Source organism: Shinella sp. GW821-FHT10F02 (genome assembly GCF_058809275.1).
In genome coordinates, this window is the sequence record NZ_JBXASL010000005.1 from 281,789 (window position 1) to 308,646 (window position 26,858).

At 64.2% G+C, this 26,858-nt stretch carries 25 protein-coding genes; 13 read left to right on the plus strand and 12 right to left on the minus strand.

Annotation, left to right across the window (positions count from 1 at the left end; all coding sequences use genetic code 11):
- The first annotated feature begins 146 nt into the window (after positions 1–146).
- Positions 147–1,625 carry a M48 family metalloprotease gene (locus AC1RWL_RS17490; RefSeq protein ID WP_256119497.1) on the plus strand — a complete coding sequence of 493 codons (1,479 nt, stop codon included), beginning with the start codon at positions 147–149 and terminating at the stop codon, positions 1,623–1,625.
- A gap of 233 nt (positions 1,626–1,858) precedes the next feature.
- Here AC1RWL_RS17490 and AC1RWL_RS17495 read toward each other — a convergent pair whose 3' ends face one another.
- From AC1RWL_RS17495 to AC1RWL_RS17530, 8 genes are all read right to left on the minus strand, one after another.
- Positions 1,859–2,719: an RNA polymerase factor sigma-32 gene (locus tag AC1RWL_RS17495; protein WP_439626529.1), complete on the minus strand. Its 861-nt coding sequence runs from the start codon at positions 2,717–2,719 to the stop codon at positions 1,859–1,861.
- A 258-nt stretch (positions 2,720–2,977) separates the two neighbouring features.
- Positions 2,978–3,547, minus strand: a complete 570-nt coding sequence (locus AC1RWL_RS17500; RefSeq protein ID WP_256119495.1) for a CarD family transcriptional regulator — start codon at positions 3,545–3,547, stop codon at positions 2,978–2,980.
- Positions 3,548–3,916: 369 nt separating this feature from the next.
- A complete protein-coding gene (gene fdxA, locus AC1RWL_RS17505; protein WP_256119494.1) occupies positions 3,917–4,255 on the minus strand; it encodes a ferredoxin FdxA in 339 nt (112 codons plus the stop codon).
- Positions 4,256–4,446: 191 nt separating this feature from the next.
- On the minus strand, positions 4,447–4,866 hold the full coding sequence (locus AC1RWL_RS17510; protein WP_493095454.1) for an RNA-binding S4 domain-containing protein: 420 nt from the start codon (positions 4,864–4,866) through the stop codon (positions 4,447–4,449).
- 4 nt (positions 4,867–4,870) lie between these two features.
- Complete coding sequence (locus AC1RWL_RS17515; RefSeq protein ID WP_493095624.1) at positions 4,871–7,954, minus strand: helicase-related protein; 3,084 nt, start codon at positions 7,952–7,954, stop codon at positions 4,871–4,873.
- 240 nt (positions 7,955–8,194) lie between these two features.
- A complete protein-coding gene (locus AC1RWL_RS17520; protein ID WP_493095453.1) occupies positions 8,195–9,433 on the minus strand; it encodes a hypothetical protein in 1,239 nt (412 codons plus the stop codon).
- 71 nt (positions 9,434–9,504) lie between these two features.
- Positions 9,505–10,086, minus strand: coding sequence for an RNA 2',3'-cyclic phosphodiesterase (gene thpR / locus AC1RWL_RS17525; protein WP_492648751.1), 582 nt, complete (start codon positions 10,084–10,086; stop codon positions 9,505–9,507).
- Positions 10,087–10,167: 81 nt separating this feature from the next.
- Complete coding sequence (locus tag AC1RWL_RS17530) at positions 10,168–10,812, minus strand: arylesterase (RefSeq protein ID WP_493095452.1); 645 nt, start codon at positions 10,810–10,812, stop codon at positions 10,168–10,170.
- A gap of 60 nt (positions 10,813–10,872) precedes the next feature.
- Here AC1RWL_RS17530 and AC1RWL_RS17535 point away from each other — a divergent pair, with 60 nt between their 5' ends.
- The 6 genes from AC1RWL_RS17535 to ispG all read left to right on the plus strand — a co-directional run bounded on the left by AC1RWL_RS17535 (position 10,873) and on the right by ispG (position 18,615).
- On the plus strand, positions 10,873–11,589 hold the full coding sequence (locus tag AC1RWL_RS17535) for an ABC transporter ATP-binding protein (protein ID WP_256119489.1): 717 nt from the start codon (positions 10,873–10,875) through the stop codon (positions 11,587–11,589).
- Entirely contained in the window at positions 11,586–14,138 is a 2,553-nt protein-coding gene (locus AC1RWL_RS17540) for an ABC transporter permease (RefSeq protein ID WP_439618056.1), read from the plus strand. The genes AC1RWL_RS17535 and AC1RWL_RS17540 overlap by 4 nt, the downstream gene beginning before the upstream one ends.
- Positions 14,139–14,328: 190 nt before the next feature.
- On the plus strand, positions 14,329–15,072 hold the full coding sequence (locus AC1RWL_RS17545) for a Bax inhibitor-1/YccA family protein (RefSeq protein WP_493095451.1): 744 nt from the start codon (positions 14,329–14,331) through the stop codon (positions 15,070–15,072).
- 147 nt (positions 15,073–15,219) lie between these two features.
- Positions 15,220–15,990, plus strand: coding sequence for a DeoR/GlpR family DNA-binding transcription regulator (locus tag AC1RWL_RS17550; protein WP_493095450.1), 771 nt, complete (start codon positions 15,220–15,222; stop codon positions 15,988–15,990).
- A gap of 36 nt (positions 15,991–16,026) precedes the next feature.
- The gene (locus tag AC1RWL_RS17555) at positions 16,027–17,220 is read left to right on the plus strand and encodes an MFS transporter (RefSeq protein WP_493095449.1); all 1,194 of its coding nucleotides are present in this window, start codon (positions 16,027–16,029) and stop codon (positions 17,218–17,220) included.
- A gap of 141 nt (positions 17,221–17,361) precedes the next feature.
- Positions 17,362–18,615 (plus strand): flavodoxin-dependent (E)-4-hydroxy-3-methylbut-2-enyl-diphosphate synthase, encoded by a 1,254-nt coding sequence (gene ispG, locus AC1RWL_RS17560; RefSeq protein WP_493095448.1) that lies wholly within the window; start codon positions 17,362–17,364, stop codon positions 18,613–18,615.
- A 56-nt stretch (positions 18,616–18,671) separates the two neighbouring features.
- On the opposite strand, the gene AC1RWL_RS17565 is transcribed toward ispG, so the two are convergent.
- The 3 genes from AC1RWL_RS17565 to AC1RWL_RS17575 all read right to left on the minus strand — a co-directional run bounded on the left by AC1RWL_RS17565 (position 18,672) and on the right by AC1RWL_RS17575 (position 21,409).
- Positions 18,672–19,316, minus strand: coding sequence for a LysE family translocator (locus tag AC1RWL_RS17565; RefSeq protein WP_435268310.1), 645 nt, complete (start codon positions 19,314–19,316; stop codon positions 18,672–18,674).
- Between the two features lie 115 nt (positions 19,317–19,431).
- Positions 19,432–20,487, minus strand: a complete 1,056-nt coding sequence (hisC, locus tag AC1RWL_RS17570; RefSeq protein ID WP_493095446.1) for a histidinol-phosphate transaminase — start codon at positions 20,485–20,487, stop codon at positions 19,432–19,434.
- A 4-nt stretch (positions 20,488–20,491) separates the two neighbouring features.
- Positions 20,492–21,409, minus strand: coding sequence for a polyprenyl synthetase family protein (locus AC1RWL_RS17575; protein ID WP_493095445.1), 918 nt, complete (start codon positions 21,407–21,409; stop codon positions 20,492–20,494).
- A 135-nt stretch (positions 21,410–21,544) separates the two neighbouring features.
- Here AC1RWL_RS17575 and mtgA point away from each other — a divergent pair, with 135 nt between their 5' ends.
- The 4 genes from mtgA to AC1RWL_RS17595 all read left to right on the plus strand — a co-directional run bounded on the left by mtgA (position 21,545) and on the right by AC1RWL_RS17595 (position 23,931).
- Positions 21,545–22,300 carry a monofunctional biosynthetic peptidoglycan transglycosylase gene (gene mtgA, locus AC1RWL_RS17580; RefSeq protein WP_439626551.1) on the plus strand — a complete coding sequence of 252 codons (756 nt, stop codon included), beginning with the start codon at positions 21,545–21,547 and terminating at the stop codon, positions 22,298–22,300.
- A 76-nt stretch (positions 22,301–22,376) separates the two neighbouring features.
- Positions 22,377–23,024 (plus strand): glutathione S-transferase family protein, encoded by a 648-nt coding sequence (locus AC1RWL_RS17585; protein WP_493095444.1) that lies wholly within the window; start codon positions 22,377–22,379, stop codon positions 23,022–23,024.
- A 147-nt stretch (positions 23,025–23,171) separates the two neighbouring features.
- Positions 23,172–23,357 carry a 50S ribosomal protein L32 gene (gene rpmF / locus AC1RWL_RS17590; RefSeq protein WP_024271259.1) on the plus strand — a complete coding sequence of 62 codons (186 nt, stop codon included), beginning with the start codon at positions 23,172–23,174 and terminating at the stop codon, positions 23,355–23,357.
- 166 nt (positions 23,358–23,523) lie between these two features.
- Positions 23,524–23,931 (plus strand): hypothetical protein, encoded by a 408-nt coding sequence (locus AC1RWL_RS17595; RefSeq protein WP_435268305.1) that lies wholly within the window; start codon positions 23,524–23,526, stop codon positions 23,929–23,931.
- A gap of 36 nt (positions 23,932–23,967) precedes the next feature.
- Here the strand turns inward: AC1RWL_RS17595 and phaR are convergent, their stop codons facing one another.
- Positions 23,968–24,546 (minus strand): polyhydroxyalkanoate synthesis repressor PhaR, encoded by a 579-nt coding sequence (gene phaR / locus AC1RWL_RS17600; RefSeq protein ID WP_256119477.1) that lies wholly within the window; start codon positions 24,544–24,546, stop codon positions 23,968–23,970.
- 292 nt (positions 24,547–24,838) lie between these two features.
- Here phaR and AC1RWL_RS17605 point away from each other — a divergent pair, with 292 nt between their 5' ends.
- On the plus strand, positions 24,839–26,020 hold the full coding sequence (locus AC1RWL_RS17605; protein ID WP_256119476.1) for an acetyl-CoA C-acetyltransferase: 1,182 nt from the start codon (positions 24,839–24,841) through the stop codon (positions 26,018–26,020).
- A 94-nt stretch (positions 26,021–26,114) separates the two neighbouring features.
- Entirely contained in the window at positions 26,115–26,840 is a 726-nt protein-coding gene (locus AC1RWL_RS17610) for a beta-ketoacyl-ACP reductase (RefSeq protein ID WP_493095443.1), read from the plus strand.
- The last annotated feature ends 18 nt before the right edge of the window (positions 26,841–26,858 follow it).

The window sequence follows — 26,858 nt, forward strand, 5'->3', positions numbered from 1 at the left end:
GTTGCCGGCCGGGTATGGTGCGTCTATCTCATCCATTCGAAGGCGCGAACATGGGTGTTTCGACTGCACCTAAAGGTTGCGGTTCGGGCGTGGACCCTTTAGGGCTGTGGGCAGAAGAGATGGCGAAAGCAACGCAGGAAGCTGCAATGGTATCCGGGCGCGGGGTTTTGAGACCCGTCGCGGCGCTGGTGCTTGCCGGCATGCTGCTGTCCGGCTGCCAGTCGATCATCGAGCAGACCTATGAGCCGACGATCTCGCCGTCCTCCAATCCGCAGATCGTCGAAGAGGTGCAGAAGAACGATCCGCGCGCCCAGATGGGTGCGCGCGAGCATCCGCGCATCGTCGCGAGCTATGGCGGCGAATACAAGGACGCCAAAACCGAGCGGCTCGTCGCCCGCATTGCCGGCGCGCTGACGCTGGTCTCGGAAAACCCAAACCAGTCCTATCGCATCACCATCCTGAATTCTCCGGCGATCAACGCCTTCGCGCTGCCGGGCGGTTATCTTTACGTGACGCGCGGCCTGCTGGCACTCGCCAACGACGCCTCGGAAGTGGCGGCCGTGCTGTCGCACGAGATGGCGCACGTCACTGCCAACCACGGCATTGAGCGGCAGAAGAAGGAAGAGGCGGAAGTCATCGCGAGCCGCGTGGTGGCCGAAGTGCTCTCCAGCAACATCGCCGGCAAGCAGGCGCTGGCGCGCGGAAAGTTGCGGCTTGCCGCGTTCTCGCGCAACCAGGAGCTCCAGGCCGATGTCATCGGCGTGCGCATGCTGGGCGAGGCGGGCTACGATCCCTATGCGGCGGCGCGCTTCCTCGATTCCATGGCCGCCTATGCGCGCTTCACCGCGGTCGATCCCGATTCCGACCAGAGCTTGGACTTCCTGTCCAGCCACCCGAACGCGCCGCAGCGCGTGGAGCTTGCGCGGCTGCATGCGCGCGCCTTCGGCGCGGAAGGCACGAACGGCGATCGCGGCCGTGACTATTACCTCGCCGGCATCGACGGGCTGCTCTACGGCGATGCGCCGGAAGAGGGCTATGTGCGCGGCCAGACCTTTCTGCACGGCAAGCTCGGCATCCGCTTCGACGTGCCGGCCGGGTTCCAGATCGACAACAAGGCCGATGCGGTGCTGGCGACGGGACCGGGCGACGTGGCGATCCGCTTCGACGGTGTGGCCGACAGCCGCAAGCAGGATCTGGTGAACTACATTTCGAGCGGCTGGGTGACGGGGCTGCGGCCGGAAACCATCCAGCCGATCATGATCAACGGGCTGGAGGGCGCGACCGCCAAGGCCGCCGCCGACCGCTGGGACTTCGACGTCACGGTGGTGCGTATCGACGACCAGATCTACCGTTTCCTGACGGCGGTGCCGGCGGGTTCGAAATCGCTGGAGCCGACGGCTGCCACGCTCAGGGCCTCGTTCCGCAAGCTGACGGCCCCGGAAGTCGCCTCGCTGAAACCGCTCAGGGTGCGCGTCATCTCGGCACGCGCCGGCGACACCGTCGCATCGCTTGCCGGGCGCATGATGGGCACGGACCGCAAGCTCGACCTGTTCCGGCTGATCAACGCGATGACGGTGACCAGCACGGTGCGGCCGGGCGAAAAGTTCAAGATTATCAGCGAGTGAGTTAGCCTGTGCGGATGGCGCCAGACCGTGGATCCTCGGGTCAAGCCCGAGGATGACGGAGTTTGCGGGGATGTTTCAGGATAACGGATGGGTTGCCGCGCATGGAATCCTCATCCGACCTTGCCTGGCAGCCCTATCCAAGCTTGCCTGGCAGAGAGCATCGCCAGACTTGCCGGCCAATCCTCCCCTCCGTCATCCTCGGGCTTGACCCGAGGATCCATCGGCAACGCGCCTCAAGCGTAGGCGAAATCCGTGGTCTTGCTGATCAGCACGGCCTTCAGCTTTTCCAGCGCCCGGTTCTCGATCTGGCGCACGCGCTCCTTGGAAATGCCGAGCAGGGAGCCCAGTTCCTCCAGCGTCGCCCCATTCTCCGCCAGGCGGCGGGCGCGGATGATCTTCATCTCGCGCTCATTGAGCTGGCCGAGTGCCGCGTGCAGCCAATGATGGCGGCGTTCGCCGTCGATGCTGTCGAGGGCCTGTTCGTCGGGAAGGGGCGCGTCGCTGGTGAGGAAATCCATGCGGTTGGAACCCTCGCCCTCGGCGGACGAGATCGGCGCCTGGAGGGAGACGTCGGAGGCGGAGAGGCGGGCGTCCATGGTGCGCACGTCGGCGGTGCTGACGCCGAGTGCCACGGCGATCTCCTGGTGCATGGCCTCGCTGGTCAGGTGCGTATCGCCGCGGGCGAGCCTGGCGCGAAGCCGCCGGAGATTGAAGAACAGCGCTTTCTGCGCCGAACTGGTGCCGCCGCGCACGATCGACCAGTTGCGCAGCACGTAATCCTGGATCGAAGCGCGGATCCACCAGCTTGCATAGGTCGAGAAGCGCACCTGGCGCTCCGGCTCGAAGCGGGCGGCGGCTTCGAGCAGGCCGATATAGCCTTCCTGCACGAGATCGCCGAGCGGCAGGCCGAAATTGCGGAACTTGCCCGCCATGGAGACGACCAGACGCATATGCGCCATGGCGATGCGGTTGCGGGCTTCCTGATCCTTGTCGTGCTTCCAGGCCTGGGCCAGGGCCTGTTCCTCGTCCCTTTCGAGATAGGGGGCGGACATGGCGAGCTTGATCATGCGGCGGTCTGCGGTCGTCGTAGCCATGGCGAGTGTCTCCACGTGAACCGAACCGGCGTGAAGAGGCGTAATCTCCTCGACGCCCGATATGACGATGACGTTTCAGGTGGACCGACGGATTGCCCGAAAGCGGCTTTCGAGAAAATAAAGTGGTTTGCGCCACCCCCGCGGCCGCCGGAAGAGCCGGTCGTCCTCGGTCTGCGAAACGGGTGCGCTGCAAAAAAGTTCCACAAAAAAACCCGGCTGTTTCCAGCCGGGCTTTAAAAAACCGAAGGGTGCCCTAAATCAGGCCGCTTCGTCCTGCGAGTCGTCCTCTTCGATGGCCTTGCCACGCTTCGGACCCTTGCTCAGGTTGGTTTCGACAAGGCGAACGGCCTCGGTTTCCGACATCTTGTTGACGGCGGCGATTTCGCGGGCCATGCGGTCGAGGGCGGCTTCATAGAGCTGGCGCTCGGAATAGGACTGTTCCGGCTGGTTTTCGGCACGGTACAGGTCGCGGACCACTTCGGCGATCGAGATCAGGTCGCCCGAATTGATCTTGGCATCATATTCCTGCGCGCGGCGCGACCACATGGTGCGCTTCACGCGAGCTTTGCCCTGGACAACCTTCAGCGCGCGCTCGACGAAATCGGTCTCCGACAGCTTGCGCATGCCGATGGAAACGGCCTTGGCAACCGGCACCTTGAGACGCATCTTGTCCTTTTCGAAATCGATGACAAAAAGCTCGAGCTTCATGCCGGCGACTTCCTGCTCCTCGATGGCGACGATCTGGCCGACGCCGTGAGCGGGATAAACGATGGATTCACCGGTCTTGAAGCCGTGGCGCGTGGAAGATTTCTTCTGCGGGGTCGTCATTCTGTTCAAATACTCCCTGTTACGCTCCCGGCCCATGGGCCGGGTGGGTCTGGGGACCCGGGAAAGACGGGGGGCACCTCTCGGTGTCACCACTGGTCCGTCCGCCATGCGCAAAAAAAGTCCCTGCGACGCGTTCACATTTGAGCAACCGGAGCTGCCTATGGGAGGTGAGCGGCGTTGAGGGATCGTTTGCTTTCGTGGTGGTGTTCGGGCACGCAAAATGCCGCGATGTGGATCAGTAAGAAGACCCTATCACAAAAAAGTGCCGAAATCAATAATTTGCTTCGCATGGGTCATCAAGCCTGTCCCATCGCCTTTTGATGAGAGCAGGCTTTTTTCCCCAGCTTCGGTTGCCGCCTTATGCGGCGATCAATCGCCTTGGCCCGGTTCGGCCGAGAAGTACTTCTCGTACTTGCCCTCTTCGCCGTCCATCTCCTTGGCTTCCGGCATGGCATCACGCTTGATCGTGATGTTTGGCCAGACGGTGGCGAAATCAGCGTTTATCTTCAACCATTTGTCGAGCCCCGGCTCGGTATCCGGCTTGATCGCCTCGGCGGGACATTCCGGTTCGCAGACGCCGCAATCGATGCACTCGTCGGGGTGGATGACCAGAAAATTCTCGCCCTCGTAGAAACAGTCGACGGGGCATACCTCGACACAGTCCGTGTACTTGCAGCGGATGCAATTGTCGGTCACGACATACGTCATGAGTTACTCCAGAATCGTCATAAGACGGCGACAGCGGGACGGTCCGTCACCGCAGAACCCATGACGCGATCGGCTTGCCGGACAGGAGGCCGCCCGCACATCGAGGGCCGTCCGGTGGCTGAGGTAAAGGCTTTAGAGGCGCTTTGCAAGCGTAATACATGCGCCGCCGGGCGCTTGCGAGGTATAGAATTCTAATCGACGTCGTCGCCGAGAAAACCTTGCAAACGGTCGGTTTCGCGGCGCTCCCGTTTGGTCGGCCGGCCGGTGCCGCGCTCGCGCGTCGCCTGCTCGAAAAGCGAGCGTTCCTCGCGCGACAGGGGCGGCGGCGTCATGTCTTGGTAGAGAAGGCGGGCTTCCTCATAAGGCCCGCGGCGCTCGCCGGGCTGGAGCACCTTGACGACCATGTCGTGGCGGTCGAGCGAGACCGTGACGACGTCGCCGATGCGTAGCGCGTGGGACGGCTGGCGAACGGGGGCGCCGTTGACGCGGACATCGCCGGCTTCCACGGACTTTGCCGCGAGCGACCGGGATTTCCGCAACCGCGCGAAGAACAGCCATTTGTCGATGCGCTGTCGCGCCTGACCTGCCGGCTGTTCCTCGTCGCGTGCCATAGGCTTACTTCTTCATCTGCTCCTTGAGCGCAGCCAGCTTGGCGAAGGGTGAATCCGGGTCGATCGGCTTTTCCTTGCGGGGCGGCCGGGCCTCAAATTTCGCCTGCTGCGGCTTTCCGCCGCGCTCGTTACGGTCGTTGCGCTCGCCGCGGTCCGGGCGGTTGCCGCCCTGCGGCTTTCCGTCGCGGGGACCCTTGGCCTGATCGGGACGGCCGCCGCGGCCGCCTTCGCGCCGTTCGCCGCGCTCGCCACCGGCCGGCTGGCCGCGATGGCGGTCGCCGCCGCGGCGTTCACCCTGGTTCTGCCGGTCGCCCTGGTTCTGGCGATCGCCCTGGCGTTCGCTGTTGCGCTCGCCGCCGTGGCGGTGGCCGCCCTGGCGCTGGTTGTCGTGGCGCGAGCCCGGACGCCAGAGCAGGACGGGCTTGGCTTCGACCGGTTCACCGTCGACGACGACGGCTTCTTCCGCGGTCACTTCTACAGCGGCCGGTGCCTCGGCGGTTTCGGCTGCCGGTGCTTCCGCGGCTGCGGCCGGAGCTTCGCCCTCGGCATCCGCCACGTCGGCGTCGTGCTCGTCGGAGGTTTCGGCAGGCGCATCGGCCGCTGCGTCGACGGCCGTCGCGGCTGCAGGGGCCTGCGCGGTGAGGAAGGCTGCGACCTCTTCCGCCTTCAGGCTGTCGGCACGGTAGCCGAGGCCCTTCAGGATTTCTTCCATGTCGTCCGGCGTCGCGCCGAGGATGGAGAGCATGGCGGTCGTCGCCATGAAACGGCGGCCGTCATAGGCGCCGTCCGGACGCGTTGTGCCCGGCTTCCACTGGAGGAGCGGGCGGATGAGGTCGGCCAGGCGCTCCAGGATGTCGATGCGCACGGCGCGCTTGCCGAGGAACCGGAAGCCGGCGAGCTTGTAGAAGGCGCGCTCATAGCTCGGATCGGTGACGACCGAGGTGCGGCCGGCGGCCAGCACCGGGATGAGATCGCCATAGCCCGGCTTGTCGAGGCCGTCGTTCTTCAGCGCCCAGAGCAGCGTGATGAGTTCGGCGGGTGCCGGCTTCAGGAGCGCCGGCATGAAGATGTGGTAGGCGCCGAAGCGGATGCCGTGCTTGCGGATCGATGCGCGGGCTTCCTGGTCGAGCGACTTCACGTCCTCCGCGACGTCGCGGCGGAAGAGCACGCCGAGGTTTTCGACGAGCTGGAAGGCGAGGCCCTTGGCGAGACCCTGGAGATCTTCCGCGCGCGAAAGATCGTCGAGCGGCTTCAGCACGGTCGCGATGTGGTGGTTCACGAAACGCTCGATGCGGGCGGCGACGTGGTCGCGCGCGTTGCCTGTCAGCTGCTCGTCGGAGAGCAGGATGACGCGCGGGCGCATGACATGGTCGCTCGGCGACAGCCGGGCGACGGGATCGCCGAGCCAGCGCACGGTGCCGTCGGAGCCGAGCGCGAGATCGGCATTGCCGGCGGCATGCAGGCGCGCGGCGCGAGCCTCGAACTCCAGCGCAAGCGCCTTCTGCGCAGCCGTCTGCACGGCCTTCGCATCGGGGCCTTCCGTTCCGGAGACGAGCGTGAACCGGAAACCGGCCAACTGCCCGACATGATGTCCTTCTACGAAGACATCGCCATTCACACTGATTTCAGCTTCCAGCATCGCATTCTCTCTCAGGCGCTTCATGAGCACAGATGTCCTGCGATCAACAAAGCGTTTCGTCAACCTATCATGTAACGCATCGGACAATCGGTCTTCGATTTCCCGCGTCTTTTCCTGCCAGTGTGTCGGATCGGCAAGCCATCCGGGCCGATTCGACACATAGGTCCATGTCCTTATCTGGGCGATTCGCGCCGAAAGCGTGTCGATTTCGCCATCGGTTCTGTCGGCGCGGCGCACCTGATCGGCCATGAAGTCTTCGTTAACCGTGCCACGTCTTACCAGATCCGCATAGAGGGTGGAAATGAGGTCTGCGTGCTGGGCGGGCGCGATGCGGCGGTAGTCGGGAAGCGCGCAGGCCTCCCACAGTTTTTGCACGCGCTCGGGGGCGGTCGCGAGGTCGCGGACGTCCGGGTAGCGGCTCAGATGTTCCAGCGCCTGCTGGTCGACGGCCGGCAGTGCCCGCGTCAGCCCGCCGATCGGCGGCGGCGCGTCGAGCGACTGGCGCAGCGCCTGCAAGGAGGAATAGTCGAAGCGGGTGGTGCGCCATTGCAGCACGCGGACCGGATCGAACTGGTGCGTCTCGATGCGCTTGACCAGCTCGTCGTCGAACGGATCGACGCGGCCCGTCACGCCAAAGGTGCCGTCGCGAAGATGCCGGCCGGCGCGGCCGGCGATCTGGGCCAGTTCGGCGGGGTTGAGGTTGCGGAACTGGTAGCCGTCGAACTTGCGGTCCTGCGCGAAGGCGACATGGTCGACGTCGAGGTTGAGCCCCATGCCGATCGCGTCGGTGGCGACCAGATATTCGACGTCGCCTTCCTGGTAGAGCGCCACCTGGGCGTTGCGGGTGCGTGGCGAAAGCGCGCCGAGAACGACGGCGGCACCGCCGCGCTGGCGGCGGATGAGCTCGGCGATCGCATAGACCTCGTCGGCCGAGAAGGCGACGATGGCGGTGCGCTGCGGCAGGCGGGTGATCTTCTTGGAGCCGGCATAGAAGAGCTGCGACAGGCGCGGGCGCTCGATCACATGGATGCCGGGCAGAAGCTGCTCCAGGATGGGCTTCATGGTGGCCGCACCGAGCAGCAGCGTCTCGTCGCGCCCCCTCAGATGCAGCACCCTGTCGGTGAAGATGTGGCCGCGTTCGAGGTCGCCGGCAAGCTGCACCTCGTCGATCGCCACGAAAGAGGCGCGCGTCTCGCGCGGCATGGCCTCTACGGTGCAGACCGAATAGCGCGCCATATGCGGCGTGATCTTCTCCTCGCCGGTGACGAGCGCCACGTTGTGCTGCCCGACCTTGTCGACAAGACGCGTATAGACCTCGCGCGCGAGCAGGCGCAGAGGCAGGCCGATAACGCCCGTCTCATGTGCCACCATGCGCTCGATTGCGTAGTGGGTCTTGCCCGTATTGGTCGGGCCGAGCACCGCGGTGACCCCGCGGCCGCTCAAGATCATGGGTGCTTGCGACAAGTCACGTCCCGGCTGTTTCAACGCTCGCCAGACGCATCCGGCAGGCAACAGATGCCCATCGGGGGCGGCAATGGCAAGGGGCAAGGCGAAAGTGAGCGCTTTTCCGGTCGTTCGCCGGCTTATTGGAACAGTCGCGGAACGAATCGGCGACGAATCGCTGACTCGGGCGGATTCAGGGTTTGTTCACTTTGACGGTCTGCAAGATGCAAACGTGATCGAAAACTCTTAGTTCGTTTGATTATTCAATTCTATCAACGCTGACTTTATGCGCGGCCGAAGGGTATTCACAAAGGCGTTAATTCTATTTTTCAGCCAAACCAGAGCACGCTCGCGGTCAATTGGATTTTCAAGATCTTGCAAGGAAAGTCTCTGGAGGATTTGTGGGCGATCTTGAGAAAAATCGACGGTAGCACCTTCCAATTCGTCCGCTATTTCATCTGCTTGCGAAGCGAGTAATTTCGATGCTCGCTCTCCAGCCGAATTTAGATTTGACGACAAAAACAGTCCGACGATGTCGGATCGGATGTCTCGGTAAACTGTAATCCAACTTGATCCGCCAGGTGCTCCGAGCTTGAAAAGTATATGCCCCCCTTGCGAGGGCGAAGGAAGCATTTGCTCTGGATCGTCAAGGTGAAGTCCATCAAGTAAGTCCGTCCAGAACGCAAGCCGCTTTTCTTTGCGCCAGGCGCGCGCCTCGTTTCGTTCAGGTGAATCAATGGGTAATACACCTTCCCCATCATCATCTTCTTCAGCTATAGCCATACCATCCGGTACTGAAATAACAGTTCGCGAGATGATTTGCGTTTTCGCCAACACCCTTGGAAGGACCAGTCGGCTTCCATCAGGAGCCTGGTAGATCGGCATTTCAACAAGTCCCAATGTGAAATGTAGACCTGCGTGGGCTTGTAGATATTCTGTTATTGCCTCCACCCCCTCACGAATGCCGTCGCCGACAATAAGTAGGAGAAAACGACCGCGGCGGAGATTGAAGGTCAGTGCATCGTTAAAAGCAATCTCATCAACGTCGTGTCCAGCTTCTCTGACCAAATCCAGCAGCACATTTCCTTTCGTACCTAATCGGCGGTTGGCCTCTCGCTGCAAATCTGAGGCCGTCCATTTCGTTAATTCCTTTGAATAGTCGAGAATCTGACCAATTACTTCCCTGCGGCCTTCTGGATTTTTCCAAAGCTTGCATTCAACTATTACTGGCAATCCGCTCGCAGTCACCAAGAAATTGTCGATTAGCCCAGCAGGCGTCACCAGCTCTCTACATACGGCAATAGCCCCTACAAAGAGGGGATCGATTTCCGCAATCGGTAGGCACTTCGGATAACGGTGAATGAAGTGCTGAATATCTGCCTCACTAAACCCATGTCCTGCAACTCCGAGGCTCAAAGGAATGAGAGGCAGAATGCTGACACCATCTGGTGCGATCAACAGAGGGGTCGCGTGCTGTCGGCTCATGATTCAGCCTGTCTTCGGGATGCAGATTGATGAGTTGGCAAAGCCGTCGCGACTGCTCGAACGTTTGACTCTCAAACCGGATGATCGTGCAATTCCGCCCCGTCCCAGCTGCCGCCCGATTCGTACAGCGGGAAGATTTCTTCCGTGAGGTAAGGCCCGCCGCCGACCGATTCCTTCGAGGACATCAGCACGAAGCGGTTCACGGTGAAGGCGCTGGTGTGGAAGTTGCCGCGGCCGGTGAGGTAGTGGGCGACCTCTTCGGGGCGGGAGTTTCGCAGGCGCGCGAGCGTGACGTGCGGCGTGAACTTGCGCGGATCGGCGGGTAGGCCGAGGCGCTGGCAGATGCGCTCGATTTCCCCCTGGAGGGCATACATTTCCGGTGCCTGCGTGACGCCGGCGAAGACCGAATGGGGCTTCTTCGAGCCGAAGGAGCCGATGCCGGAGAGCGCCAGCTGGAATTCCGGGCGCTCGATGCGGTCGAGCCTGTCGACCACCTCGTCGGCGGTGCGGCCGTCGATATCGCCGATGAAACGCAGGGTTATGTGGAAGTTCTCGACGTCTATCCAGCGGGCTCCGGGAAGGCCGCCTCTCAGAAGCGAGAGGCTCATGGCCGCGTTGCGCGGCACTTCGAGGGCTACGAAAAGTCTCGGCATGCGACTTCTCCCTACTGGAATGTGACATCAGCGAATCACGCAACCGTTTTTTGCGCAACCCTTATTTCGCACCCGCGAAAACTACTCCCCTGCCGTGATGGATTTAAGGAAAGTCTCCGCTGTCGGAAGCATCGTCTGGACCATGACGTCCACGCCCTCGGTATTGGGGTGCATGCCGTCTTCCAATTGCAGGTTCGCCTTGGTCACGACCCCGTCGAGGAAGAACGGGTAGAGCGTGGCGCCATGTTTCTGCGCCAGCCGCTGGTAGATGCCGTTGAAGCGCTCGCCATATTCAGGCCCCATGTTCGGCGGCGCCATCATGCCGGCGAGCAGCACCGCGATGCCGCGTTCCTTGAGGCGGGTCAGCATGGCGTCGAGGTTCTTTTCCGTCTCTTCCGGCGCAATGCCGCGCAGCGCATCATTGGCGCCGAGCTCGAGGATCACGCCCTTGGTGCCGTCCGGGATCGACCAGTCGAGCCGGGCAAGACCGCCCGAGCTGGTGTCGCCGGAGACGCCGGCATTGGCGATCTCGACCTCGTAGCCCTTTTCGCGCAGCGCCGCCTGCAGCTTCACCGGAAAGGCGTCGGAGGCAGGGAGCTGGTAGCCGGCCATCAGGCTGTCGCCGAAACCGACGAGCTTGACCGGCTCGGCCCGCGCGGCGCCCGCGGATAACAAAGCTGTGATCGCAAGCGCGGCGAAAAATCCGAGAGTCGCTTTAAACGCCATATTGGTGTTCCTAGATTGCTGGCATTCCAGTTGTTAGAAGAACATATAGGGCAGAATTCCTTGGCCAAAACCATCATCGATCTCAAAAATGCCGATCTCACCCTCGGCCGGGCGGCTGCCTCGGTCCATGTGCTGAAGGGAATCGGCCTTGCCATCGATGCGGGTGAATCGGTCGGTATCGTCGGCCCGTCCGGCTCCGGCAAGTCGACATTGCTGATGGTGCTCGCCGGCCTTGAACGGCTGGACGGCGGCGAGATCCATATCGATGGCGCCCCCCTGCACCGGATGAACGAGGACCAGGTGGCCGATTTCCGCGGCCGCAATATCGGCATCGTCTTCCAGTCCTTCCACCTCATTCCCAACATGACGGCGCTGGAAAACGTCGCGGTGCCGCTGGAGCTCGCCAATGTGCGCGATGCCTTCGAGATCGCCCGACAGGAATTGACGGCAGTCGGGCTCGGCGAGCGCCTGTCGCACTATCCCGGCCAGCTTTCCGGCGGCGAGCAGCAACGCGTGGCGATCGCCCGCGCGCTCGCCCCCTCGCCAAAACTGCTGATCGCCGACGAGCCGACCGGCAATCTCGACACCGAGACCGGCCGGCAGATCGCCGACCTGCTGTTCTCCAAGCAGGCCGAGCGCGGCATGACGCTGCTTCTGGTGACGCATGATCCGTCGCTCGCCGCCCGCTGCGGCCGCCAGGTCGCCATGCGCTCCGGCGAGATCGTGTCCGGCGCCGCACCCGCCCGCGCAGCCGTTGCCGCGGCGGTGCCGGCATGAGGATCGGCAAGGTCCTCCGGCAGGTCCCGCTGGCGCTGCGCCTCGCGACGCGTGAAATGCGTGGCGGCCTCAAGGGTTTCTACATCTTCCTCGCCTGCATCGCGCTCGGAACGGCGGCGATCGCCGGCGTCAATTCGGTATCGAGCGCCATCACCCAGGCGATCGCCTCGCAGGGGCAGAGCCTGCTTGCCGGCGACGTACGCTTCGAATTCAACAACCGCTTTGCCACACCGGAAGAACTGAAGCATTTCCAGGGGCTTGGCGACGTCTCGCTGTCCTCCGCGCTGCGCTCCATGGCGCGCCTGCCGGATGGGTCCGACCAGACGCTGGTCGAGGCGAAGGGGGTCGATGGCGCCTATCCGCTCTACGGCACGCTGGAAACCAGCCCGCAGCAGCCCTCCTCCGCGCTCTTTGCCAAGGAGGGCGAGGCCTATGGCGCCGTCGTGGCGCCCCTGCTGCTCGACCGGCTCGGCATCGCCGTGGGCGACGAGATTCTGCTCGGCACGGCGCGGCTGAAGGTGACGGCGACGCTGGTGCGCGAGCCCGATGCCGTGTCGGAAGGCTTTGGTTTCGCACCGCGCCTGATGCTGTCGGAGGAGGCCTTGCAGGCGAGCGGCCTGGTGCAGACCGGCAGCCTCGTCGAAAACGCCTATCGCGTGCGGCTCGCCGATGCCGATCTGTCCCTCGCGAAGGTCCGCACGGACGCCAACAAGGCCTTCCCGACGGCCGGCTGGTCGATCCGTACCTCGAACAGTGCGGCCCCCTCGCTTACAGCTAACATCACTCGCTTCTCGCAGTTCCTGACGCTCGTCGGCCTGACGGCACTGATCGTCGGCGGCGTCGGCGTGGCGAATGCGGTGCGCGCCTATCTCGATTCCAAGCGCTCGGTCATCGCGACCTTCAAGTGCTTGGGCGCGCCCGCCTCGCTGGTGGCGCTGGTCTATCTCATGCAGATCGCGCTGATTGCCCTGGTCGGCATCCTGATCGGCCTTGTCGCGGGCGCCCTGATGCCGATGGTGGCGATGCAGTTCCTCGAAGGCGTGCTGCCGGTGCCGGCGGAGGCGACGCTTTATCCTTCGGCCCTGCTGCTGGCCGCCGTCTTCGGCCTGCTGACGGCGCTTGCCTTCGCCATCATGCCGCTCGGCCACGCCCGCGAGGTGCCGGCGACGGCGCTCTTCCGCGAGCAGGGTTTCGAGGCCGGCCGCCTGCCGAGCTGGCCCTATGTGCTGGGCGCGGCCGTCTTCCTCGCAGCACTTGCGGGGCTGGCGATCTTCACGGCCTATGACCGCTACATCGCGTTCGTCTTCCTCGGCGCGATCGCCTTTGCCTTCGTCGTGCTGCGCCTCGTCGCCATGCTGATCACGGACCTGGCAAAACGCAGCCCGCGGGTCAACTCGCCGGCTCTGCGGCTTGCGGTCGGCAATATCCACCGCCCCGGCGCACTCACGTCCTCCGTCGTGCTGTCGCTCGGCCTTGGCCTGGCGCTGCTCGTCACGCTGACGCTGATCGACGGCAACCTGCGCCGCGAACTCACCGGCAACCTGCCGGAGCGCGCGCCAAACTTCTTCTTCGTCGATATCCAGGGCACCGAGCTCGACGGGTTCCGCGACGTGCTGAAGGCGAACATGCCGGATGGCAAGATCGTCGAGGTGCCGATGCTGCGCGGCCGCGTCATGGAGCTGAACGGCGTCGACGTGGCGAAGGTCAAAGTGCCGCCGGAAGGTCAATGGGTGCTGCGCGGCGACCGCGGCATCACCTATGCCAAGCGCACGCCGGAAAATTCGACGCTGTCGGAAGGTCAATGGTGGGCGGAGGACTATTCCGGCGAGCCGCTCGTCTCCTTCGCAGCGGAAGAGGGCCGCGAACTCGGCCTCAAGATCGGCGACAAGATCACGGTCAACGTGCTCGGCCGCAACATCACGGCGCGCATCGCCAATTTCCGCAATGTCGAGTGGGAATCGCTGTCGATCAACTTCGTCATGGTCTTCTCGCCGAACACCTTTGCCGGCGCGCCGCATGCGTGGCTGGCGACGATGATCGATCCGGGCGCCACCGCCGAACAGGAATCCGCGACGCTAAAGGCGGTCACCAATGCCTTCCCGACGATCACCAGCGTGCGCGTGAAGGATGCGCTCGACGTGGTCAACGAGCTGGTCGGCCAACTTGCGACGGCGATCCGCGCGGCGGCCGCCGTGGCCCTCATCGCCTCGATCCTGGTGCTTGCCGGCGCGCTTGCGGCGGGCAACCGGGCGCGGGTGCACGATGCCGTGGTGCTGAAGACGCTGGGCGCCACCCGCGCCACGCTGATCCGCGCCTTCAGCTACGAATACCTGATGCTGGGGCTTGCCACCGCGGTCTTCGCGCTCTTTGCCGGCGGGGTGGCGGCCTGGTTCGTGGTGAGCCGCATCATGACGCTGCCATCGAGCTTCCTGCCGGACGTCGCCGTGATGACGGTGGTGACCGCGCTGGTGATGACCGTCGGCATCGGTCTTGCCGGCACCTGGCGCATTCTGGGACAGAAGGCGGCGCCGGTGCTGCGCGAACTTTGACGCTGGCAGGACCCGCACTCCCGTTGGGGTCGCGGGTCTTGTGCGAGACACAATTCATGCTCATATTTACCACAGGCAAGCTGGAGCCCCGCAGCGGTTGCCTGGACCCCGGAAGCGCCCCGAGCGATCGGAGCGAATAACCGGGAGACCGACACCGTATAGGACATGGGGCTTGAACCAAGAGGACAACATGGCTGATCTCCGCAACTACCAGACCCGAACGGCGAATGCCGGTGCCCAGGCCGGCGCCGTCATCGACCAGGGCCTGCGCACCTATATGCTCCGGGTCTATAACCTGATGGCGCTGGGTCTCGCGATCACCGGCCTCGTGGCGTTCGGCGCCTCGCAGGCAGCCTTCGCCGATGGCCAGCTGACCGCCTTCGGCCAGGCGATCTATGTAAGCCCGCTGAAGTGGGGCGTGATGCTGGCGCCGCTCGCGCTGGTGTTCTTCCTGAGCTTCCGCATCCACACGATGAGCGTTAGCGCCGCGCAGACGACCTTCTGGATCTATGCCGGCCTGATGGGCCTGTCGCTGTCGTCGATCTTCCTGATCTACACCGGCGCCAGCATCGCGCAGACCTTCTTCGTCTCGGCCGCCGCCTTCGGCGCGCTGTCGCTGTTCGGCTACACGACGAAGCGGGACCTGTCCGCGATGGGCTCGTTCCTGATCATGGGCCTGTTCGGCCTGATCATCGCCTCGCTCGTCAACCTGTTCCTGCAGTCGTCCGCGCTCGACTTCGCGATTTCCGCGATCGGCGTGCTGGTCTTCGCCGGCCTCACGGCCTGGGATACCCAGAAGATCAAGGAAATGTACTTTGACGCGGACGATGACGTCGTGGCCGGCCGCAAGGCGATCATGGGCGCGCTGACGCTCTACCTCGACTTCATCAACCTCTTCCTGTTCCTGCTGCGCTTCCTGGGCAACCGCGAATAAAGCAGGCTGGACAAGCTGGTCGACAAAACCCCGCCGGAAACGGCGGGGTTTTTGTTTGTGCCGGTCATCAAACGTGAACGCCTCTTCCTTGAATGTTTTGCCGAGTTGTGCGCATTGTCACGCAATCATGCATGATTTGGACGGATGATGTCAGGACAGGAACTACTTCTCGGGGAACGGCAGGACCTCATCCGCACGCGGCTCGACCTTTCGGGGCGGGTGATCGCGGCGGAGCTGGCGCTGGAACTCGGCGTGTCGGAAGACACCATCCGGCGGGACCTGCGCGAGATGGCCGCGTCCGGCCTCTGCCGCCGGGTCTATGGCGGCGCGCTGCGCATTTCCCAGTCGCTGACCTCGATGAGCGAGCGCATCGGGATTGCGGGCGACAGCAAGGCCGCGCTGGCGCGCACGGCCGCCGGGCTCCTTCCTGCGGGATCGAACGTCTTCCTCGATGCCGGCAGCACCAATCTCGCGCTTGCCCGCGCGCTGCCCGCCGGCGCCGCCCTGACGGTCGCCACCAATGCGCCGGCCATCGCCGCCGCGCTTCTCGAACGCGACATCCCCACCATCCAGCTCGGCGGCCTGGTCGATCCGCGCGTCGGCGGGGTCGTCGGCGCCAAGGCGATGCGCGATGCCGAGGCGCTGCGGCCGGACATTCTCGTGCTCGGTGTCTGCGGCATCGAGCGGGAAGCGGGTGTCACCTGCTATTCGTTCGAGGATGCCGAGTTCAAGCGCTTCCTCACCTCGCGCAGCAGGACCGTGATGATCTCCGTCACGAACGACAAGCTTTCCACCGCAGCCCCCTATTCGGTCGTGCCGCTGTCGCGGGTGGCGCGCGCTGTGATCGAGGCGGATGCGGACGAGACGGAGGCCGCAGCCTTTTCCGCGGCCGGCATCGACATCATACGGGCCGGCTGAGCGCCGCCCGACCAGCTTCCCTGAAATGGAATTCCCATGACGACGCCTGAAAGTGCCCTCGAAGGCAAATCCTTCGCCAAGACCTATTTTCCGCCCGCGCGGCTCGCCGTTTCCGGCCTCTTCCTTCTGAACGGCACCTTTGCCGGCGCCTGGGCGACCAAGATCCCGGAATTCGCCACCCGCCTCGGGCTCTCCGAATCCGGGCTCGGGCTGATGATCATGTTCTTCGGCATCGGCTCGCTCGTCCTGATGCCGATTGCCGGCTTGCTGATCGCTCATTTCGGCACGACGCGCATGGTGAAGGGCGCGACGATCCTGTTTCTGTCGACCATGCTGCTGCTCTCGATTGCCCCGAACATCCCCGTCGGCGCCGTCGCCATCTTCTTCTTCGGCGGGCTGATGGGCGCGATGGACGTGGCGATGAACGGCAACGCTGTCGAGGTGGAGAAGTCGATGCGGCGCGCCATCATGTCGTCCTGCCACGCCTTCTGGAGCCTCGGCGCCTTCATCGGCGCGGCGACCGGCGGTTTCCTCATCGAGGCGCTCGGCGTCATGGGCCATGCGGGCCTGCTCACCGTGATCGGCGCCGCGGCCCTTCTCGTTATCTGGCCGTTCGTGCTGCACGATGCGCCGCATCCGAGCGACGAGCGCCAGAAGGTGCGCCTGCCGACGACGCTGCTGCCCTGGCTGATCGGCCTGATGGCGCTGTTTTCCATGGTGCCGGAAGGTGCGATCCTCGATTGGGGCGCGCTCTACATGCGCGACGAGCTCGGCGCGACGCTGACGCTCTCCGGCTTCGCCTTCGGTGCCTTCTCGCTGACCATGGCCGTCATGCGCTTTGCCGGCGACCATGTGCGCGATCGTTTTGGTGCGGTGAAGACGCTGCGCTTCTGCACGATCATGGCGATGATCGGCATGGTCGTCGCCGGCACGGCGCCGAATGCCTATGTGGCGATGGCGGGCTTTGCCATCTGCGGCGTCGGCATTTCCAACATGGTGCCGATCGCCTTTTCCGCCGCCGGCAACCTGCCGGGCTTCGCGCAGGGCGTGGCGCTCTCCGTTGCGACCGTGATGGGCTATTCCGGCTCGCTCTTCGCGCCCTCCGTCATCGGCTTCATCGCCGAGCATACGGGGTTCGCGATCATCTTCGCCATGATGCCGGTGCTGTTCATCGTCGTGCTGCTGCTCGCGCACCATGCGGTGCATGCGGATGTGCGCGATCATCGCTGAGGCCGGGAGGGCGCGGGGCGATCAAATCGTCGCGCGTCCCCGCCCTGAAGGTTGACAAGGCCCGTTTCCTGATCCACCTGAGGGCAAAGGCCGCGCGTTCCCAAGCCGATCGCGGCCACGTTTCGAGCAAGAGGCTCTCCCATGTCCTTTTCCTTCGATTTTGAACCGAAGCCGCGGCGCCAGTCCGTCGGCGTCGATGTCGGCGGCGTGCTCGTCGGCGGCGGCGCGCCGGTCGTCGTGCAGTCGATGACCAACACCGATACGGCCGATATCGACGGTACGGTGGCCCAGGTGGCGGCGTTGCATCGCGCCGGTTCGGAAATCGTGCGCATCACCGTCGACCGCGACGAGAGTGCAGCCGCGGTGCCGAAGATCCGCGAGCGCCTGCTGCGCCTCGGCCTGGACGTGCCGCTCGTCGGCGATTTTCACTATATCGGCCACAAGCTGCTGGCGGACCATCCGGCCTGCGCGGAAGCGCTGGCAAAATACCGCATCAATCCCGGCAATGTCGGCTTCAAGGACAAGAAGGACCGGCAGTTCGGCGCGATCGTCGAGACGGCGATCCGCTATGACAAGCCGGTGCGCATCGGCGTCAACTGGGGTTCTCTCGACCAGGAACTGCTGACCCGGCTGATGGACGACAACCAGGCGAAGGGCTTTCCGCTAACCGCCCAGCAGGTCATGCGCGAGGCGATCTGCCAGTCGGCGCTGCTTTCGGCGGAACTTGCCGAGGAGATCGGGCTGGCGCGGGACCACATCATCCTGTCGGCCAAGGTTTCCAACGTGCAGGACCTCATCGCCGTCTATGCAATGCTCTCCTCGCGCTCCGACCATGCGCTGCATCTCGGCCTCACGGAAGCCGGCATGGGCACCAAGGGCGTCGTCGCCTCGTCCGCCTCGCTCGCCATCCTCATGCAGCAGGGCATCGGCGACACGATCCGCATCTCGCTGACGCCGGAGCCCGGCGGCGATCGCACGCGTGAAGTGCAGGTGGCGCAGGAATTGCTGCAGGTGATGGGCTTTCGCCAGTTCCTGCCGGTCGTCGCCGCCTGTCCGGGTTGCGGGCGCACCACGTCGACAGTCTTCCAGGAGCTTGCCCAGAAGATCCAGGACGACATTCGCAAGAATATGCCGGTCTGGCGGGAAAAATATCCGGGCGTCGAGGGCCTCAAGGTCGCGGTGATGGGCTGCATCGTCAACGGGCCGGGCGAGAGCAAACATGCCGATATCGGCATCTCGCTGCCCGGCACCGGCGAACTGCCGATCGCGCCCGTCTATGTCGACGGCAAGAAGGCGATGACGCTGCGCGGCACCAACATCGCCGGCGATTTCGAGGCGCTCGTCGGCGATTATATCGAGAAGCGCTACGGGCAGGGGCAGGCTGCGGCGGAGTAAGCTTTTTTAGCCGCCGCGCCGGACGGAAAACCGCTTCGCACTTTTCCTGGCGCGGCTTAGAGCCGCGTCGTCAAAAGCTTGAAGCCGGCAAAGGCGAAGAAGGCGGCCATGACGCCTTCGATGGCGCGGCGCGACTTGAGGTAGGCCCGGTGCACGGGGCCGAGCGAGAAGACCAGCGCGAAGCCGAGGAAGACGGCGATCCCGATCACCATGCAGCCGGCGATGAAACTCGCCAGAACGCCGCCCGGCGCGCCCGGCGGCATGCCGAGCGACGTCAGCATGATCCAGTTGAAGATCGCCTTCGGATTGGTGATGTGGATGCCGAGGCCCTTGAGGTACTGCCGGCGCGGCGACAGGGCCGGAAGTGCTGCCATCTGCGCGCGATAGACTTCCTCGCTCCTGCGCGCCGCGCGGAACGCGTTCCAGGCGAGCCAGAGCAGGTAACAGCCGCCGACGACCTTCAGCACGATGAGCGCCTGCCCATAGGTGCGGATCAGCGCGGAGAGGCCGGAGACGGTCAGGATCGCCCAGACATAGGAACCCGTCAGCACGCCGGAGGCGAGCGCCAGCCCCGCCCGCCGGCCCTGGCTGATCGAGGTCGCGATGATGGCAATGATCGCCGGCCCCGGTGAGGCCGTGGCGATGAAATAGGCGAGCCAAGCGACAGCAAGCTGCGGAAGGTAGGGCGTGAGATCGGTCATGGTTCACCGGCGTGGATGTCGGTGGACGATAGCCGATCGTCTTGTGCGCTCCAAGCTGGGGAATTGCACCACATGACCCCCTCGTCCAGTAGGGAAGAGGGGGCTTTCCGCGGCCTTAGACGATTTCCTCGACCGCGGCGATCAGGCGGTCGCATTCCTCCGGCGTGCCGATGGTGATGCGCAGGAAATCGGAGATGCGGGGCTTGGCGAAGTGGCGCACCAGCACGGCGCGCTCGCGAAGACCCTTGGCGAGCGCTTCGCCGCTGTGGGCCGGGTGGCGGGCGAAGACGAAGTTTGCCTGCGAGGGCAGGACCTCGAAGCCGCGCTGGCGCAGGGCGCCGCTCACGCGTTCGCGCGTTTCGATGACCTTGCCCCGCGTCTCGTCGAACCATGCGCGGTCGTCGATGGCGGCAGCGGCGCCGGCCTGGGCGATGCGGTCGAGCGGGTAGGAGTTAAAACTGTCCTTGACGCGCTCCAGCGCGTCGATCAGCGGTCGCTGGCCGATGGCGTAGCCGACGCGCAGGCCGGCGAGCGAGCGGGATTTCGACAGCGTGTGCACGACGAGCAGGTTGTCGTATGTCTTCGTCAGCGGGATCGCGCTTTCGCCGCCGAAGTCGATATAGGCCTCGTCGACCACCACGGGCTGGTCGGGGTGTTCGGCCACCAGCTTCTCGATGGCCGCAAGCGGCATTCCGATGCCGGTGGGAGCGTTAGGGTTCGGCAGGACGATGGCGCCGCAGGGGCGGTCGTAGTCCGCAAGGTCGATGGTGAAATCGTCCTTCAGCGGGATTTCTACTGCCTCGATGCCGAACAGGCGGCAGTAGGTCGGGTAGAAGCTGTAGGTGATATCCGGATAGAGCAGCGGCTTCTCGTGCTTGAGCAGCGCCACGAAGGCGTGTGCCAGCACCTCGTCCGAGCCGTTGCCGACGAAGACCTGGTCCGCGTCGACATCGTAGAAGCGGGCGATCGACTGGCGCAGCGCCAGGGCGGAGGGGTCCGGATAGAGCTTCAGGCTGTCGGCGACGGCGGCCTGCATGGCGGCAATCGCCTTAGGCGAGGGGCCGTAGGGGTTTTCGTTGGTGTTGAGCTTGGTGAGGTTTTGAATGCGCGGCTGCTCGCCTGCGACATAGGGCTTGAGCGTGGCGACGATCGGCGACCAGAATTTGCTCATGAGGTCAATTCCTGCGATTTGCGATGAAATGGGCGGTTTCGATCAGGATATCGGCCCGATGGCTGAACGGCGCAAGCAGCGCCTCGGCCTCCGTTACAAGCTCGCGCAGACGGTTTTCCGCCCAGGCCTGGCCGCGGCGCGACACGAGCGTCGCCTTGCCGCGCTCGGCATCCTTGCCGGTCGCCTTGCCCATGGTCTGCGCATCCGCCGTGAGATCGAGCAGATCGTCGGCGATCTGGAAGGCGAGGCCGACCGTTTCGCCGTAGCGGCGCAACGTCAGCCGGTCGCCGTCCGGGGCGCCGGCGATGATCGCGCCGGCCTCGCAGGCAAAACGCAGCAGCGCGCCGGTCTTCATCGCCTGGAGCGTGACGATGCCGTCCTCGTCCGGCGCCACCGTCTCTGCCGCAAGGTCGAGCGCCTGGCCGCCCGCCATGCCGCCGATGCCGGCAGCGCGGGCGAGCGCCAACACCAGTGCCGCCTTGGTGGCGTCGGGCAGGCGCGTTTCGGGGGCCGCGACGATATCGAAGGCGAGCGTCAGCAGGCTGTCGCCGGCAAGGATGGCGGCGGCCTCGTCGAAGGCGACGTGCACGGTCGGCTGGCCGCGGCGCAGGTCGTCGTCGTCCATGGCGGGCAGGTCGTCATGCACGAGCGAATAACAGTGGATGCATTCGAGCGCCGCACCGATGCGCAGCGCCGTCTCGCGCTCGACATTCGCAAAGAGGGCGGCGGTCTCGATGACCAGGAAGGGGCGCAGGCGCTTGCCGCCGTTGAGGACAGCATGGCGCATGGCGGCGAGCAGGCGTTCCGGCCGCGCGATCTCGTCCGTCTGCACGGCGCCGGAGAGCAGCGCCGCCAGCAGCGCCTCCACCGTTTCGGCGTTGGTCCTGAGGTGCGACTGGAATTCCTGGTAACGTTCGCTCATCGCCGCTCTTTGGCATGGGCTCCCGGTCGACGCAACGGCAATGCCCGGGGTGCTTCAAAGAATCGCGGCGCGCACTGGTTTTTGGCGAGCCGGGACGGTATGAAGGCGCAACGACGGAAGGACGGACGCCGGCTCTTGGACATCGTACCGGAAACACGCGCAGATACGGTCAATACGGAGGCGGAAGCCGGTGAGAGGGACGGTTGGATGAGCCGGCTGCGCCGGAACTGGCGACGTATCGTCCTTGCCGTGCTGGCCTTCATCGCGCTGCCCTATGTGCTGATCCTGCTTTACACGATCGAATTCGTCCGCCCGGTCTCGACGCTGATGCTGCGCGATCTGGCGCTCCTGCGCGGCTATGATCGGCAATGGGTGGAGTTCGACGCGATCTCGCCCAATCTGGTGCAGGCGGTCATGATGTCCGAGGACGGGCAGTTCTGCCGCCATGGCGGCGTCGACTGGGGCGAGATGCGCGCCGTCGTCAACGAGGCGCTGGCCGGCGAACAGACGCGCGGCGCCAGCACCATCCCGATGCAGACGGCAAAGAACCTGTTCCTCTGGAACGGCCGCTCCTTCCTGCGCAAGGCGATGGAACTGCCGCTGGCGGTCGCCGCGGATTTCATCTGGAGCAAGCGGCGGCTGATGGAGATCTATCTCAACATCGCAGAATGGGGACCGGGCATCTACGGCATCGAGGCGGCGGCGCAGCATCATTTCAACGTGCCGGCCGCAAAACTGTCGCGCAGGCAGGCGGCGCTGCTGGCTGTTTCGCTGCCCAACCCTTACGAGCGCAATGCTGGTAAGCCGGGCCGCGGCCTGCAACGGCTCGCCCGGCTGATCGAGCGGCGCGCCACCCGCTCCGGCGAATATATCAAGTGCCTTTATGAGTGACTTCAGGCCTTTTCATTGGCGCTTGCCTGCCTGAATGCTTACGGTCCGCCGCACCTGAACGGAGTGCCACAAGACCATGTCCGACCTCGTCCTCTATCTCGGCAACAAGAACTATTCCTCCTGGTCCTTCCGGCCATGGATCGCCATGGAAGCGGCGGGCATCGCCTTCACGGATCATGTGATCCCCTTCGATTTTCCCGCCGGCAACCCCGAATTCAAGCCGATCTCGCCGACGGGCCGCGTGCCCGTGCTGCACCATGGCGACGTACGGGTGTGGGAATCGCTGGCGATCATCGAATATGTCGCCGAGATTTTTCCCGAGGCCGGGATCTGGCCGAAGGACCGCATGGCGCGAGCCGAGGCGCGGTCGATCTCGATGGAAATGCTCTCCGGTTTTCGCGCACTGCGCGGCGCCTGTCCGATGAACATCCGCCGCCCGCCGGCGGAAATCGACCTGCCCGAGGGCGTCATGGACGATGTCGCGCGCATCGAGACGATCTGGAAGGGGCTGCTGGCGCGCTCCGGCGGGCCGTTCCTGTTCGGCGATTTTTCCGGGGCAGATGCGATGTATGCGCCGGTCGTCAATCGCTTCGAAATCTATCGCCTCACCGCGGACAAAACGGTACAGGGCTACATGGCGCGCATGAAGGCGCACCCCGCCTGGCAGAAGTGGCAGGCGGCGGCGCTGGCCGAACCGTGGATCGTGCCGGAAGACGAAGCCTGAGCGAGAGAATCGAAAAAATCAGGCCGGGGTCTGGTCAAGCAGGGTTTTGCTGTGTATAAGCCGGCCCAATTTCCGAGATAAAGACATGTCCCTGTCGCCCGTCCGGTGGCCTGAGGATGTGTTTGCCCGATAAGTGGAGTTAGTGAAATGGCTGTACCGAAAAGAAAAACGAGCCCGTCCAAGCGCGGTATGCGCCGTTCCGCAGACGCTCTGAAGGGCTCGACCTACGTCGAAGACAAGAACTCGGGCGAACTGCGCCGTCCGCACCACATCGACCTGAAGACCGGCATGTACCGCGGTCGGCAGGTTCTGACGCCGAAGGAAAGCGCATAATCTGCGTTTTCGGCATCAGCTGAGATCAGGGGCCGGCTCGTCCGGCCCTTTTCTTTTCAGGCATTTGCTTCGTTCCGTCCCGCACGACATTTTCTTGTGCCGAAACTTCGGCTAAGAGGGCCGGAAGGCTTGCTCGTCAAGGAGCGGCCAGAGGAGAGCGTCGCCTATGCTTTTTGCCATCCCGCTGCTGATCATTCCGTTCGCCCTCTATAACGTCGCCATGGCCGGCCTGTTCGGCGGGGGCGGTGTCGCCGTGCTCGACAGCGAGGTGCTGGCGGTCAACATGCTGTCCGGCACGACCTGGACGATGGCCTTCGGCGACCTGCTCATCTTCATCGCGCTCGTGCTGCTCTTCGTGGAAATCCTGAAGGCCACGCGGCCGGGCTCGCGCGCACTGCTCGATCACATGCTGTCGATGGTGCTGTTCGTGGTTTTTCTCGTCGAGTTCCTGCTGGTGCAGGGGGCTGCGACGCAGATCTTCTTCATCCTGATGACGATCACCTTCATCGATGTCATCGCGGGCTTTGCCGTGTCGATCCGCACGGCCGGCCGGGACGTCTCGATCGGGCTTTGACGCGGCGCGGGGCAACCCCGCGCCAGCCCGTTTTTCTCAGCTTAGATTATCGAGCTTCGTCTGGAGCGCGCGAAGCTGTTCCTTCAGTTCGTCGAGATCTTTGGGCTCGGCCTTGCGGGTCTCTTTTGCCGGCGCGGCATTGGCGAAGGGCGAGAACATCTTCATCGCCTGCTGGAACAGTTCCGTGTTGCGCCGTGTCGTTTCCTCGATCAGCGCCATCGGCACCTGCAGGTTCTTGCCGAGGGGGGTATCGCCGAAGGTCTTGTTGATCTGCTCGCGCATCTGCGACTGCTGGTCGGTGAAGGCCTGCATGGAGTGCTCGAGATAGCTCGGCACCACCATCTGCATCTGATCGCCGTAATAGGAGATGAGCTGGCGCAGGAACGAGATCGGCAGGAGCGTGTTGCCGGTCTTCGATTCCTGTTCGAAGATGATCTGCGTCAGCACGGAATGGGTGATGTCGTCGCCGGACTTCGCGTCCTGCACGGTGAATTCCTCGCCCTTCTTCACCATGACCGCGAGATCGTCGAGCGTCACATAGGTGCTCGTGCCGGTGTTGTAGAGGCGGCGGTTCGCATATTTCTTGATGACGATCTGACCGTCGTTGCGGGCCATTAGGGTCTCCTCATCCCCGTGTTCCTGTTTCTTTTTTGATCCTGTCGAGTATCCGCAAAAAGTCGCGACCTGACAATCGAATTGTGCGATGCGGCGAGGAATGCTGCGCAACATGGATTTTTATGCTGCGCGTCGCTTTGATGAAATTTTAGCGGCGCCGGATATCCCGTTTGACTCTCCCCTCCCGCTTTGCCAGTTTTGATATCGGGAGAACCGCCGGGCTCGCGTCGTTCGCGCGTTGAGCCCGGTTCCAAGGCCGACCACCGGTCGATAGAACTGAGGACGTACCACCATGAGCACCCCATCCATCGTCATCGCCAGCGCCGCCCGCACCGCGGTCGGGTCCTTCAACGGCTCCTTCGCCAACACGCCTGCCCACGAACTCGGGGCGACGGTCGTTTCGGCGGTTCTGGAGCGCGCAGGCGTGGCGGCTGGCGAAGTGAACGAGGTGATCCTCGGCCAGGTGCTGCAGGCCGGCGAAGGCCAGAATCCGGCCCGCCAGGCCGCCATGAAGGCCGGCATTCCGCAGGAAGCGACCGCCTGGACCATGAACCAGCTCTGCGGTTCGGGGCTTCGCGCCGTCGCCCTCGGCATGCAGCAGATCGCGACCGGTGACGCCAGCATCATCGTCGCCGGCGGCATGGAATCCATGTCGATGGCGCCGCATTGCGCGCATCTGCGCGGCGGCGTGAAGATGGGCGATTTCAAGATGATCGACACGATGATCAAGGACGGCCTGACCGACGCCTTCTACGGCTACCACATGGGCATCACCGCCGAGAACGTCGCCAAGCAGTGGCAGCTTTCGCGCGAGGAGCAGGACGTCTTCGCCGTCGGCTCGCAGAACAAAGCCGAGGCCGCCCAGAAGGAAGGACGCTTCAAGGACGAGATCGTTCCCTTCATCGTCAAGGGCCGCAAGGGCGACGTGTCGGTCGATTCCGACGAATATATCCGCCATGGCGCGACGCTCGATTCGATGGGCAAGCTCCGCCCCGCCTTCGACAAGGAAGGCACCGTGACTGCCGCCAACGCCTCCGGCCTCAATGACGGCGCGGCCGCAGCCCTCCTGATGTCAGAAGCCGAAGCCTCGCGCCGCGGCATCCAGCCGCTCGCCCGCATCGTTTCCTGGGCGACCGCCGGCGTCGATCCGAAGATCATGGGCACCGGCCCCATCCCGGCATCCCGCAAGGCGCTGGAGCGCGCCGGCTGGAAGATCGGCGACGTCGATCTCGTCGAAGCCAACGAAGCCTTCGCGGCCCAGGCCTGCGCGGTCAACAAGGACCTCGGCTGGGATCCCTCGATCGTCAACGTCAATGGCGGCGCGATCGCCATCGGCCACCCGATCGGCGCGTCCGGCGCCCGCATCCTCAACACGCTGCTGTTCGAGATGAAGCGCCGCGGCGCCTCGAAGGGTCTTGCCACGCTGTGCATCGGCGGCGGCATGGGCGTGGCGATGTGCGTAGAGAGCATGTAAGCATCAGCTTACAATCTGCTTTGCCATGACCCGCCGCCTGCACGGCAACGGGGCGACGGGTCTATACGAAAACAAACTAAGGGGAGTGAGCCACATGAGCAGGGTAGCATTGGTAACGGGCGGATCGCGGGGCATCGGTGCCGCCATTTCGGTGGCGCTGAAGGCAGCCGGGTACAAGGTGGCTGCAAGCTATGCCGGCAATGACGACGCCGCCAACGCCTTCAAGACGGAAACCGGCATCCCGGTCTACAAGTGGGATGTTTCGAGCTACGAGGCCTGCGTCGAGGGCATCGGCAAGGTGGAGGCCGATCTCGGCCCGGTGGACATTCTCGTCAACAATGCCGGCATCACCAAGGACGCGATGTTCCACAAGATGACGCCCGACCAGTGGGGCGCCGTCATCAACACCAACCTCACCGGCCTCTTCAACATGACGCATCCGGTCTGGACCGGCATGCGTGACCGCAGCTTCGGCCGCGTCATCAACATTTCCTCCATCAACGGCCAGAAGGGCCAGATGGGCCAGGCGAACTATTCCGCAGCCAAGGCCGGTGACCTCGGTTTCACCAAGGCGCTCGCCCAGGAGGGTGCCGCCAAGGGCATCACGGTCAACGCCATCTGCCCCGGTTACATCGGCACGGAAATGGTGCGCGCCATTCCGGAAAAGGTGCTGAACGAGCGCATCATCCCGCAGATCCCGGTCGGCCGCCTCGGTGAGCCGGAGGAGATCGCCCGCATCGTCGTTTTCCTCGCCTCGGACGATGCCGGCTTCATCACCGGCTCGACCGTTTCGGCGAATGGCGGCCAGTTCTTCGTCTGAGCTTTTCCAACGATAAGG